The sequence below is a fragment of the Brachybacterium sp. GPGPB12 genome, from assembly GCF_038396325.1.
Taxonomy (GTDB): domain Bacteria; phylum Actinomycetota; class Actinomycetes; order Actinomycetales; family Dermabacteraceae; genus Brachybacterium; species Brachybacterium conglomeratum.
Map to the genome: position 1 here is coordinate 1,732,591 of NZ_CP149573.1, position 11,650 is coordinate 1,744,240.

General features: G+C 73.3%; 13 protein-coding genes, 1 tRNA gene and 2 pseudogenes. 14 read left to right on the plus strand and 2 right to left on the minus strand.

All coding sequences use genetic code 11. The annotated features are described in order from the left end of the window. Positions 1-193 precede the first annotated feature (193 nt). From WKH84_RS10075 to WKH84_RS10130, 12 genes and pseudogenes are all read left to right on the plus strand, one after another. Positions 194-640: a biosynthetic peptidoglycan transglycosylase gene (locus tag WKH84_RS10075; RefSeq protein WP_341856840.1), complete on the plus strand. Its 447-nt coding sequence runs from the start codon at positions 194-196 to the stop codon at positions 638-640. Further along, a pseudogene (locus WKH84_RS10080) lies at positions 589-777 on the plus strand (biosynthetic peptidoglycan transglycosylase); the annotation flags it as partial. The gene WKH84_RS10075 and the pseudogene WKH84_RS10080, both read left to right, overlap by 52 nt. 42 nt (positions 778-819) lie before the next feature. After that, complete coding sequence (locus WKH84_RS10085) at positions 820-1,356, plus strand: penicillin-binding transpeptidase domain-containing protein (protein ID WP_341857084.1); 537 nt, start codon at positions 820-822, stop codon at positions 1,354-1,356. Between the two features lie 413 nt (positions 1,357-1,769). After that, positions 1,770-2,423, plus strand: coding sequence for a PASTA domain-containing protein (locus WKH84_RS10090; RefSeq protein ID WP_341856841.1), 654 nt, complete (start codon positions 1,770-1,772; stop codon positions 2,421-2,423). Position 2,424: 1 nt separating this feature from the next. Then, complete coding sequence (locus tag WKH84_RS10095; RefSeq protein WP_341856528.1) at positions 2,425-2,922, plus strand: hypothetical protein; 498 nt, start codon at positions 2,425-2,427, stop codon at positions 2,920-2,922. Positions 2,923-2,960: 38 nt separating this feature from the next. Beyond that, complete coding sequence (locus WKH84_RS10100) at positions 2,961-3,362, plus strand: hypothetical protein (RefSeq protein WP_341856529.1); 402 nt, start codon at positions 2,961-2,963, stop codon at positions 3,360-3,362. Between the two features lie 55 nt (positions 3,363-3,417). Then, positions 3,418-3,491: transfer RNA gene (locus WKH84_RS10105), tRNA-Pro, on the plus strand. A gap of 678 nt (positions 3,492-4,169) precedes the next feature. Then, positions 4,170-4,451: a hypothetical protein gene (locus tag WKH84_RS10110; RefSeq protein WP_341857085.1), complete on the plus strand. Its 282-nt coding sequence runs from the start codon at positions 4,170-4,172 to the stop codon at positions 4,449-4,451. A gap of 17 nt (positions 4,452-4,468) precedes the next feature. Beyond that, a complete protein-coding gene (locus WKH84_RS10115) occupies positions 4,469-5,227 on the plus strand; it encodes a peptidoglycan-binding protein (protein ID WP_341856842.1) in 759 nt (252 codons plus the stop codon). Positions 5,228-5,429: 202 nt separating this feature from the next. Then, positions 5,430-6,614: a beta-N-acetylhexosaminidase gene (locus tag WKH84_RS10120; RefSeq protein ID WP_341856530.1), complete on the plus strand. Its 1,185-nt coding sequence runs from the start codon at positions 5,430-5,432 to the stop codon at positions 6,612-6,614. Next, positions 6,611-6,841 carry a family 20 glycosylhydrolase gene (locus WKH84_RS10125; protein ID WP_341856531.1) on the plus strand — a complete coding sequence of 77 codons (231 nt, stop codon included), beginning with the start codon at positions 6,611-6,613 and terminating at the stop codon, positions 6,839-6,841. The genes WKH84_RS10120 and WKH84_RS10125 overlap by 4 nt, the downstream gene beginning before the upstream one ends. A gap of 203 nt (positions 6,842-7,044) precedes the next feature. Then, positions 7,045-7,187: pseudogene (locus WKH84_RS10130) on the plus strand (LytR C-terminal domain-containing protein); the annotation flags it as partial. A gap of 18 nt (positions 7,188-7,205) precedes the next feature. Here WKH84_RS10130 and WKH84_RS10135 read toward each other — a convergent pair. Both WKH84_RS10135 and WKH84_RS10140 read right to left on the minus strand, forming a co-directional pair. Continuing rightward, positions 7,206-8,276, minus strand: a complete 1,071-nt coding sequence (locus WKH84_RS10135; protein WP_341856532.1) for an Ig-like domain-containing protein — start codon at positions 8,274-8,276, stop codon at positions 7,206-7,208. Between the two features lies 1 nt (position 8,277). Next, positions 8,278-9,069 carry a hypothetical protein gene (locus tag WKH84_RS10140; protein WP_341856533.1) on the minus strand — a complete coding sequence of 264 codons (792 nt, stop codon included), beginning with the start codon at positions 9,067-9,069 and terminating at the stop codon, positions 8,278-8,280. Positions 9,070-9,646: 577 nt separating this feature from the next. Here WKH84_RS10140 and WKH84_RS10145 point away from each other — a divergent pair. Both WKH84_RS10145 and WKH84_RS10150 read left to right on the plus strand, forming a co-directional pair. Then, on the plus strand, positions 9,647-11,323 hold the full coding sequence (locus tag WKH84_RS10145) for a hypothetical protein (RefSeq protein WP_341856534.1): 1,677 nt from the start codon (positions 9,647-9,649) through the stop codon (positions 11,321-11,323). A 41-nt stretch (positions 11,324-11,364) separates the two neighbouring features. After that, complete coding sequence (locus WKH84_RS10150) at positions 11,365-11,559, plus strand: hypothetical protein (protein WP_341856535.1); 195 nt, start codon at positions 11,365-11,367, stop codon at positions 11,557-11,559. Positions 11,560-11,650: the final 91 nt, after the last annotated feature.

Genomic DNA, 11,650 nt, shown 5'->3' on the forward strand with positions numbered 1-11,650 from the left:
GGGTCGCCGTACTGTAGTTCCATGGCCCGCACCTCGCCCGCGTCCAGCTCGGGACGCTCCCTGCCCGTCGCCCTGGCGCAGACCGTCTACCTGCTCGCTGGGGCTCCTCGCCGTCTCGGCCCTCGCCGGCGTCCTGCTCGCGGCGTTCTTCCTCCCCGCGGTCTCGGCGACCTCGGCCGTCGCCGAGGACGGGGTGGACCTCTTCGAGTCCTACCCCAGCGAGCTCGAGGTCGAGCCGCTGAACGAGGCCAGTCGCATCGAGGCGGCCGACGGGTCGCTGCTGGCGACCTTCTACACCGAGAACCGCATCATGGTGCCGATCGAGGAGATCTCGCCCCACATGCAGAACGCGGTGATCGCGGTCGAGGACCGCCGCTTCTACGAGCACGGCGGCGTGGACCCCAAGGGCCTGGTCCGCGCCTTCGCCTCGAACGCCGCGGGCGGCGCGACGCAGGGCGGCTCGACCCTCACCCAGCAGTACGTGAAGAACGCGCCGCTCATGGACGCCGTGCGGCGCGGCGACCAGGAGGACCAGCTCGCCGCGACAGAGCAGAGCTACGGCCGCAAGCGCGCGAGGCGAAGCTCGCGATCTCGCTCGAGAAGCAGTGGAGCAAGGACGAGATCCTCAACGCCTACCTGAACGTTGCGCAGTTCGGCCCCTCCCAGTACGGCGTCGAGACAGGCTCGCGCCACTACTTCTCCAAGAGCGCGAAGGACCTCAACCCCGGCGAGGCCGCCCTCCTGGCCGGCATCACCAACGGCCCGAACCAGTACGACCCGGTCGCTCACCCCGAGGCGGGCGAGAAGCGCCGCAACGAGGTGCTCGCGGACATGAAGCGCGAGGGCTTCGTGACCGAGGAGGAGTACGAGCAGTACACCTCCCAGCCCGTCGAGGAGATGTCGCAGATCCAGAACGTGCGGGCCGGTCGCGCCGACGCCGGCACGAGCGGGTTCTTCTGCGACTACGTCACGCGCTCCCTGCTGAACGACCCGAACTTCGCCCCCACCTACGAGGAGCGGCGCAAGCTTCTCTACGGCGGCGGGCTCACGATCAGGACCACGCTGGACCCGAACACGCAGGCCGCGGCGGTTGACATCCTCCAGCGCAAGGTCCCCGGCGACTCCCAGCACGGCTTCGGCCACTCGATCGTCACCGTCGAGCCGGGCACCGGCAAGATCCTCACGATGGCGGAGAACCGCACCTTCAACCCGCACGAGGACGTCCAGCCCGGCGAGACCGCGATCAACTACAACGTGCCGCAGGCCCTCGGCGGCGGCAACGGTTTCCCCGTCGGCTCGACCTTCAAGCCCTTCGTGCTCGCAGGAATGGCTCGAGACCGGGCACAGCATCGATGACCGCGTGAGCACCCGACGCGAGGTGATGAAGTCCTTCCCCGCGGAGTGCCTGGACAGGGGTCGCTGGTACGAGGCGGGCGGATACGACCCGGACAACGCGGTCTCCGTGCCGATCGCACCGATGGAGTCGGTGCTGAACTCCACCAAGTTCTCGATCAACACCAGCTACGCGAACATGTCCCGTCAGCTCGACCTGTGCAGCATCGCGGAGGGGGCGCGCGACATCGGCGTCGTCCCCGCCCGGTACAACCCCTTCGACAAGGCGACCTGGGAGACGAGCGTGGCCGAGCTCTACGGCACGGAGCTCGCTCCTTCCGCCGTCGTGCTCGGCCAGCCGCAGATCTCCGCGCTGGACATGGCCGCGTCCTACGCGACGTATCGCCGCCGGCGGCACCTACTGCAAGCCGCAGGCGATCACCGAGGTCGTCGACCGCAACGGCGAGGCGATGGAGATCTCCGGCGCCGAGTGCCACCAGGCCGTCGAGAAGGAGGTCGCCGACACGATGGCCTGGGTGCTCCAGCAGGACCTCGAGGACCCGCGCGCCACCGGCAAGGGCAAGACCATCCCCGGCCATGCCGCAGGAGGCAAGACCGGCACCTCGACGTCCCAGTTCCACACCTGGTACGTCGGCTTCACCCGCCAGATGTCCACCGCCGTGTGGTTCGGCCACCCGGCGACCGACACCCGTCCCGGCGGGTTCGACGTCGACGGCGAGATGCTCCGCAGCGGCGGCGTCTGGGGCAACACGGTCTCCCTGCCCACCTGGCAGGAGTACATGACCAGGGCCCATGAGGGCCTCCCCTCGGAACCCTTCCCCGCCGCCCCGGCCCCGACGGCCAGCGCCGCGGGCGACGCGATCGAGAAGGGGAAGGTGCCCGACGTCGGCGGCATGCCGATCGAGCAGGCCCGCGCCGCGCTCGAGGCGGCCGGCTACTCCGTGCGCATCGAGCAGGCGCCGCACGACGAGATCGGCGCCGGCCATGCGATCGACACCGATCCCCCGGCAGGCACCGAGCTTCCCGAGGGCCGTCCCGTCGTGATCCGCGAGTCCTCCGGTGAGGAGTGAGGTGAGGCCCGCGCTCGCGGCCGCCGGCGCGCTCGGCGGGCTCGGCCTCGGGCTCGCCGGGGCCACCCACGTCTGGGCACGCCATGTCGAGATCCACCGGTACACGCGCGCGAGGCCGAGCCGCGGATCCTGCCGCCGGGCGCGCGCACGCGACGTGTGCCGCACATCAGCGACATCCACCTCTTCGCCGGACCAGCACCGCAAGCTCGCCTTCCTCGAGCACCTCGAGAGCCTGCGCCCGCACCTGGTGATCGACACGGGCGACAACATCGCCTCCGCGGCCGCGGTCCCAGCCCTCGCCCAGGCGATCGAGCCCCTGCTGCGCCGGCCCGGCGCCTTCGTGATGGGTTCGAACGACATGTTCGCGCCGATGCCGAAGAACCCCGCCCGGTACCTGTCGCCGGATCCGCGGCCCGCCGGGCTCACCGAGCCCCGGGAGCCGACGCGCCCACCGCGGAGCTCGCCGCACGCCTCTCGGAGCACGGCTGGAAGGACCTGACCAACACCCGTGCCACGATCGAGCTCGGCGGCCTGGAGGTGCGCCTGGCCGGGGTCGACGACCCCCATCTCGAGCGCGACCGGATGCCCGCCCTGCCCTCTCCCGCTCCGCGCACGCCCGAGCACGGCAACGTGCTCCAGGTGGGCGTCGCGCACGCCCCCTACCGCCGCGTGCTCGACGCCTTCGTCGCCGACGGCGCGGAGCTGATCCTCGCCGGGCACACCCACGGCGGCCAGCTCCGCCTGCCCGGCATCGGCGCGCTGGTCACGAACTGCGACCTGCCTCGTCAGCAGGCCCGCGGACTCTCCGACTGGCAGGGCGTGCCGATGAACGTGAGCGCGGGGATGGGCGCGAGCCCGTACTCGAACTACCGTCTGCTGACCCCGCCGGAGGCGACCTTGCTCACGTTGCGGGCCCGGAGGCCCTCGGACGTCGGCTGACCGGCCGGGAGCCTGCTAGAGTTTCTCCTCGGTGACCCGCTCGAGCGGGTTCGACCGGGGTGTGGCGCGGCTTGGTAGCGCGTGCCGTTCGGGACGGCAAGGTCGCAGGTTCAAATCCTGTCACCCCGACCCTCTGGGGAGTCGCGAGATCCATCGATCTCACGACTCCCCTTCTGCGTCGGCCGGCGGTCCGCCCGCCGGCGACCCGCGGGATCGACGACGACGATGATCCCGCTCCGCACACCACCCTCGAGGCGTTACTTTATCGCCGAATGACCAATCTCGGTCGGGTCGATCGCGCTTTCTTTCGACGACCGTCAGGACACTCGCTGACCCCTCGCGACTCATATCGGCTTGTTCGGACATTTCGCCCCGTCGCCCGGTGACCGACGGGTCGACCAGCGACATCGCCTTACTCGGGCATACCGGGCATTCCGCCGACGGGAATGACAATGGAGTAGTTATCACGGTGGAATTCATTTCTCGGATCGAACACGCGGCATTTCGGGCGCGACTCGCAAAATCTTCGCAAAGAACTGCACGCCCGACAGCAAATGCACCTGTGGTCTTACATGCCCTCACCCCTACAGTGACCTGCGGTGCCGCCCTTTCCGAGGCGGCTCCCACCGGGCCGCCGCCTCCCCGTCACCGGTCCGGTTCCTTCCTCCGCTTCCCTGGGTGACGGGCGCAGGCTCCGCGGACTCCCCTCAGGTCCGCGGCATATCGACTGCGAGGCGACGGAGAAAGTGATCGCCACCGATGTTCCGCACCGCTCCACGCGCCACGCACCGGGCTCCCGGTCGTGCCGTGATCGACTACCGAGGGCTCGCCGCCCCGGTCGGCAAGGGCGTGGGAGGGGCCGCCGTGATCGGCGCCGTCTCCGCGACCGCCGCCCTCGCCGGCGACACCTCCGCCACCGCGCAGGCGCCCGCCGCCTCCGCCGCCTCCGCCGCGCCGTCCGCCGGGACCGCCGCCGCGATCCCCGCGGCCGCGTCCGCCGTCGCGCCCGCCAGCACGCAGTACACCTCGGTGAAGCCGCGGCTCGGCTCCCGCGGCGGCGCGCCGTCTCCTACCTCCAGCGGCGTCTGAACGCCCACGGCGCGAGCCTGACGGTCGACGGCGTGTTCGGCTCCGCGACCCTGCGGGCCGTCAAGAACCGTCAGTCCGCGGCCGGCATCGGCGTGGACGGCGTGGTCGGTCCGAAGACCTGGAACGCCCTGACCGGCGGCTCGTCCTCCGCTCCCGCGGCCGGCTCGTCCTCCTCGCGGCCGAAGGCGCGTCACGGCGACCGCGGCACCGCCGTGTCGACCCTGCAGAGCGGGCTCAACGCCCGCGGTGCCGATCTCAAGGTCGACGGCGTCTTCGGCTCCGCCACCGGCTCGGCCGTCCGCTCCCTGCAGTCCGCCGCCGGCATCGGCGTGGACGGAGTGGTCGGTCCGAAGACCTGGAGCGCCCTGTACAGCGGCGTGTCGGTCCCCTCCGGCGGCACCGGCGCGAGCTCGGGCACCACGGTCAACGGCGCCGCCATCGTCTCCGCGGCCCGCGCCCAGCTCGGGGTCCGCTACAAGTGGGGCGGCTCCACGCCCGCCTCCGGCCTGGACTGCTCCGGCCTCGTGTACCACGCGTACAACCAGGCCGGCATGGACATGCCGCGCAAGACCGCCAAGGGCTACACCTTCGGCGGGCGGATCATCCCCAAGTCGCAGGCCAAGCCCGGCGACCTCGTGGCCTTCACCGGCAACGACTACGGCCACATGGGGATCTTCACCGGCGGCAACGGCATCATCGACGCCTCCGGCTCGCGCCAGCAGGTCGTCGAGCGCACCATCTGGAACGCCCCACACGTGTTCGTCACCTACCGCTGAGTCGGCAGGAGTCGCGCAGAGGACCATGACGGCCTGCTCGACGCGAGAGCGTCACCGGGAAGGAGCAGGGCGACATGGTGGAGGAGCCCGGTCGGCATCGCCGACCGGGCTCCTCCGCGTCCGGGCCGGTTCGTGCCGCGGGATGTGATCCACGTGGCAGACTGGTCGGGTCACGAACTCCCACGTCCCTCAGGAGATCCGGATGCCCGACCCCATCGCCCTCGTCCCGCCGCCCCGATCCGTCGTGTGGTCGGAGGGCATGTGGGAGACGACCGACCCGTGGGAGGGCCTGTCCGTCGGCCTCAGCGAGGACCTGCCGGCGACCGAGTACGCCCTCTCCATCTCCCCGCAGGGCGCGGCGCTGAGCGCCGGCAGCGAGGCGGCCCTGGCCGACGGGCGCAACACCTTCGCCCAGATCGTCACCGGGGCCGACGGGTCGATCCCGTGCGTGACCATCGCCGACAGCCCGAAGCACGCCTGGCGCGGCATGCACCTGGACGTCTCGCGCCACTTCCTCCCGGTCGAGGAGATCGAGACCCTCCTGGACGGGATGGCCCTGCACCGTCTGAACGTCCTGCACCTCCATCTCACCGACGACCAGGGATGGCGCGTGGAGATCAAGGGCTACCCGCGCCTGACCGAGGTCGGCGCGTGGCGGGAGCAGACGCTCGTCGGCCACATGAGCGGGGACGAGGAGTCCTGGACCTTCGACGGCGTGCGCCACGGCGGCTCCTACAGCCAGGAGGAGCTCAAGGGCCTCGTCGAGTACGCGCGGCGCCGCGGGATCATGATCGTCCCCGAGATCGACCTGCCCGGGCACATGCAGGCCGCCGTCGCCGCCTATCCGGAGCTGGGGAACTTCCCCGAGCAGCAGGTGGGCGTGCGCGAGGTGTGGGGGATCTCCGACCACGTGCTCGGCGTCTCGGACCAGGTGTTCGACTTCCTGCGCGACGTGCTCACGCAGGTCGCCGGCATCTTCCCCGCCCCCTACGTGCACATCGGCGGCGACGAGTGCCCCACCGGCGAGTGGGAGCGCTCCTCCCAGGCCCGCGCCCGCATGAACGAGTGGGGCCTGACCCGTGTCTCGGAGATCCAGGGACGCTTCACGACCTTCGCCTCCGAGGTGCTCGCCGAGCAGGGCAAGCGCGCCATCGCCTGGGACGAGGTCCTGGAGACCCATCTGCCCGACGACACCGTGATCATGAACTGGCGCGGACCCGCCGGCGTCGCGGAGGCCACCGCGCGCGGCTTCCAGACGATCGTGGCGACCTCCGACCTGCTCTACTTCGACCACTACCAGGCGGACCCGGCCGACGAGCCGCTCGCCATCGGCGGGAGGACCACGCTCGAGGACGTGTACACCGGTCGCCTGCGCCCAAGAAGATGAGCGCGGACCAGGAGCGCCTGGTGATGGGCCTGCAGGCCCAGCTGTGGACCGAGTACCTGCCCGACGCCGGCGCCATCCAGTACATGGCCTTCCCGCGCCTGTGCGCCTTCGCCGAGCGGGCCTGGGGCTCTCCCGAGCAGAGCTGGGACGAGTTCCAGGAGCGCCTGCGCGCCCACCTGCCGCGCCTGGACGCCTTCGGGATCCGGTACCGCCCGCTCGACGACTGACACCTGCGATGCCCACCTCCCATCGCGACGCGCACCCCTACGGCCGTTCTGCCGACGACGTGCGCCGTCGCGACACGCGGTCGCGTCGCACGCGCCGGCTCCGCGCGACGCAGTTGGCATTCTTCTCCGTGCTCGCCGTGGCGCTGATCGCCGTCGGCGTGTACGCGGTGGGCGAGCCGCGCGAGCCGGTCGAGGAGCCCGGGATGATCGCGCCGAAGGAGATCGGGCCGGACCCAGTCGCCGTGGAGTGCCCCGACGAGGGCGCTGTGCCGCCGCCGCCCGCAGAGGTGACGGTCACCGTGCTGAACGGGACCACCCGCAGCGGTCTCGCCGGCGAGACCGCGAACGAGCTCGCAGGCCGCGGCTACGAGACCGGCGAGCCGGGCAACACCCGCGCGCGAGCGGCCCCGCCACGATCGTCCACGGACCGACCGGCTATCTCGCGGCCCAGTCCGTGCGCGCCCAGCTCGCCACGGCCGACGTCGAGCCCGTGCTCAAGCTCGACGAGGCGAGGGAGGGCACCGACGTGGATCTGCTGCTCGGCGCCGGCTTCACGGACCTCGCGCCGGCGGCCGCGGCCGCCGACGCGCTGAAGGCGCCGGTCCCCGTCCCCGAGGGTCGCTGAGCCAGCGCCCCGCGCGGCGCCGCTCGCCCCGGTCAGTCCTCCCAGTCCCGGCGATCGACCTCGCTCCGCGTCCCGGTCCACAGCGAGATCGCGCCGCCGAAGAGCAGCGAGCATCACGATCGTGCCGAAGACCAGCGCGGTGCTCGGGGAGGAGGGCATCAGCCCGGCCAGCACGCTGTTGATGCCGGAGACCTCGGGGCCAGACTCGCCGGCGGCGTCCAGGTCCGGGTCGACGTCGACGGCGAGGCTCGCCTGAGCGGGGATGCCGGCGCTGTCGACCATGTGGTAGGTGATCGTGGAGGTGTGTCCCGAGAAGCCCTCCTCCGGGGTGAAGGTCACCGCGCCGTTGCCGCTGACGGTGAACTCGCCCTCCCCCGGGATCACGAGGCGCTTGCCGCGCCCGTCGCGGAGGTCGGCGAGGTTGGTCGCCTCCAGGGCGCTGATCTCCACCGTGGCCGGCTCGAGGGGCCGCGAGCCGCCGCCGGCGGTGTCGTTGCCGAGCACGTCCACGGAGACCGGGCGGCCCGGCGCGGTGCGCGCCTCGTCGTCGCGCAGGGTCGCGACGATCGGCGAGTAGATCGCCGTGAGCGAGGCGCTGACGGGGTTGTCGGCGTAGACGCCGCGGGCGGTGATCGCCACCGGATCGGCCGTGCCCTCGAAGCCCTCCTGCGGGGTCAGGGTGACGGTGCGGGACTCGAGGTCGATCCGCCAGGTGCCCTGGTCGGGGACCGTCAGGGTCGTCCCGTCGGCCGAGACGTCGGCCCCGTCGGGGGCGTCGGCGGCGTCGAAGCGCAGCGAGTCCGAGCGCACGTCACGGATGCCGGTGCTGAGGTCGAAGACGATCTCCGTGCCGGGCAGGGCCGCCTCTTCGCCGGGAGAAGAGCACGGGATAGGCGGTGCTCAGCGGCGCGGTCGCGGCCGTCGCGCCCTCGCCGTCCCCGCCGGTGATGCCCATCGGCGCGACCAGGCGCACCTGGTCGCTCTCCGGGGCGAAGCGGACCGTGGCCGTGGCGCGGTCCAGCGTCCACACGCCCACGTCCCGCTCGGTCACGCGGGTGCCGTCGGCGGAGGCCTCGTAGGCCGCCTGGTCGCCGAGGGGCTCCAGACGCGCCGTGGTCGGGTCGACGTTCTGTCGCCCCTCCCCCACCACGAACACGATGTCCTCGCCGAAGGGCGCGGAGCGGTCGAGGTCGGAGATGATCGGGATGGTGAGCGTGACCTGCCCGGCCCGTTCGACGGCGCCCTCCTCGTCCTCGACCACGTAGAGGACCGGGTCGAGCTGGCGGCCGAGGCCTGGGCCCGCGGGGGTGTGGGTGAAGTCGCGGCGATCGCTCGAGAGTCGCCAGGCGCCCTGGTCGGGGACGGTCGCGCGGTCGCCGGCGAGGTCGACGGTCGAGCCGGCCGGGAGATCCGCGAGCTCGAGCCGCACGGCCCCGTCCTCGGGCACGTCGTCGGGCGACTCCACGGTCGTGGCCTCCCCGGCGGAGCCTTGCGCGTCGAGCCGCTCGAGCTCGAGCGGCTCGGGCGTGAGCACCACGGGCAGGGAGCGGCTGTCGTGGAGGCCCCCGACGGTCAGGGCGATCGGGGTGCTGGGCCCCTGCACCCCGAGCAGCCGGCGTGAACACCAGCTCCTGGCCGAGCGGCGTCCAGGTGCCCTCCCCGGCGACCGCGATGCTGAGCGAGTCCTCCCCCAGCTCCATCGTCGAGCGGACCGCCTCGTCGAGCTCCTCGGGCACGGCGAGGCGTGCGGAGTCCAGGTCGACCTGGTCCTCGACGTCGTCGGCGACCAGTGCGCGCAGCGGGATCCGCGTGACCGTCCCGGGGATCATCGAGAGGGTCTGCGTCTGGGCGGGGAACTCGAAGGGGCCGTCCTCCCCGAGCGCAGACGCGGCGGGCGCGAGAGAGACCGCGAGCGCGGCGGAGGCCAGCGGCGCCGCCGCGCGGGTCAGCGGGCGCGGCCCACGCGCGCGCGGGGGACGGAGCGGGGGCTCGAGCACCGGCCCAGCCTAGCAACGGCCGCGGCGCAGGCCCTGGGGAGGCGGCCCTGCCCCTCCCTCCCGGACCCCTCGACCGTAGAGTGACCCCATGGCCGATGCGCGCTCCACCGCCCTGCTCGACATGACCCTCCTGCCGCCGCTCGGGGAGGTGCTCGACCTCGCCGCCGCGCGCTCGCCGCCTGGATGCCGCAGCAGCGCTGGTACGCGCACAAGGGCGCCGGCGCGCCGCAGGTGGAGGTCGCCGGGTGGGCGCCGCTGCGAATCGCCCCGGATCATGCGACGGTCCTGCTCGTGGCCGCGGTGCATCTCGGCGACGGTGACCGCCCCGCGGCCGGCGGCACGGTGGACAGCAGGCCCGACGGCGCGGCCGACGGCACGACCGGCGCCCCGGACGCCGCTCCCGCCACCGGGTCGACCGGGTCCCGGGAGCCGGACGCCCTCTACCAGGTCCCGCTCGTGCCGCGCCGCCCCGAGGACGCCCCCGCCCCCGAGGAGGGCGCCGAGATCGGGGTGCTCGCGGTCGCCGGCGGTCCGCTGCGGGTGGACGACGCGACGCGGGACGCCGACGGGCGCGCCGCCCTGGTCGCGACCCTCGTCTCCGGCGACGGCGCCGCCGGCCCCGGGCTGTCCCTGGCCTCCCACCGCACCCTCCCCGACTCCCCAGCGCCGCTGGGCCGGGCGATGCGCGACCGGGTGCTGGCCGGGGAGCAGTCCAACACCTCCCTGATCATCGAGACGGAGGGAGCCTCCCCGCTGATCGTGAAGCTGTTCCGTGTCTCGCAGGACGGGGAGAACCCCGATGCGGCGGCGCAGGGCGCGCTCACCGCGCAGGGCTCCGCCCACGTGCCCGCCGTCGTCGGCGCCGCGACCGTGCGCACCGGAGCGATGCGCACCCATGCCCTCGTCGCCCAGGAGTTCCTGCCGCAGGTCGAGGACGCCTGGCGGGTCGCGCCGCGGCTCGCGCGCGCCGGCGAGGACTTCACCGCCCCCGCCCGGGCGCTCGGCATGACCCTCGCCGAGGTGCACCGCGATCTCGCCGACGCGCTCGGCACGGTCGCGGCCGACGAGGGCGCGGTCCGGACCGTGATCGCGCAGATGCACGGTCGTCTCGCACAGGTCGCCGCGGAGGTCGAGCAGGTCGCCGCGCACCGGGAGCCGCTCGCCGCCCTGCTGGACGCCGCCGCGGGGCAGACGTGGCCCGCGATGCGCCGCATCCACGGGGACCTGCACCTCGGCCAGGTGCTCGCCTCGCCCGAGCGCGGCTGGGTGCTTCGCTGGACTTCGAGGGCGAGCCGCCGCGGCCGCTCGCCGAGCGCGCCCTGCCCGACTCCCCGCGCGGGACGTCGCCGGGATCTTGCGCGGCCTCGACTACGTCGCCGGCGCCGTCGCCCTCGAGCACGGGGTCGACGCGAGCGCCTGGGCGGCCGACGCCCGTGCCGCCTTCCTCGAGGGCTGGGCGGCGGAGGCGGGGATGCCCGCCTCCGCGGTGCTCGCCGCCTTCGAGGCCGACAAGGCGGTGTACGAGGCGCTGTACGAGTCCCGTCAGCGCCCCGACTGGTCGCCGATCCCGCTCGGCGCGCTCGAGCGGATCAGCGCACGAGGCGCGGGGGCGGGGTCGGCGGGCTGAGAGCCGAGACCGGGCTGGTGGTGGTGATCGGCTGGAGGGAGCCCGGCAGGAACGGGGCGCTGATGGCCCGCACCGCGACGCGCACGCCGACGATCACCTCGAGCAGATCACCGTCGGACCCGCCCCAGGTCGCGTCGAGGATTCCGTTCGCCTCCTCGGCGGAGCGGCGGGTGAGGCCGTGGGCCGCGGCGCGGCGCTCGACCGACTCGACCAGCCTCGCGCTCGCCGCCTGATCGGGATCGGGCGTCCCCTCGGCCGCGAGGAGGGCGCTGACGTGGCAGAGAGTCTGCGACCCGTGCCAGGAGCCGCCCGAGGAGCGGTCGCGCTCGGGGCGGTGGTCGCGGAAGGCGATCAGCCCGGGTCGCTGCTCGAGGAGCACGGCGGTCACGTCCCCCAGCAGGGAGCGGATCCGCGCATGGGTGGCGTCCTGGCCCGGGATCTCGTCCCCGGTCCCTCGGGGGAGCGCTGACATCCTCGACCGCCTCTCCCGTCGCGCCGCCCGCGGCGACGTCCTGCTCCGTCACCCTTCCGCGCGGATGGCGACCAGGGTATCGGCCCCT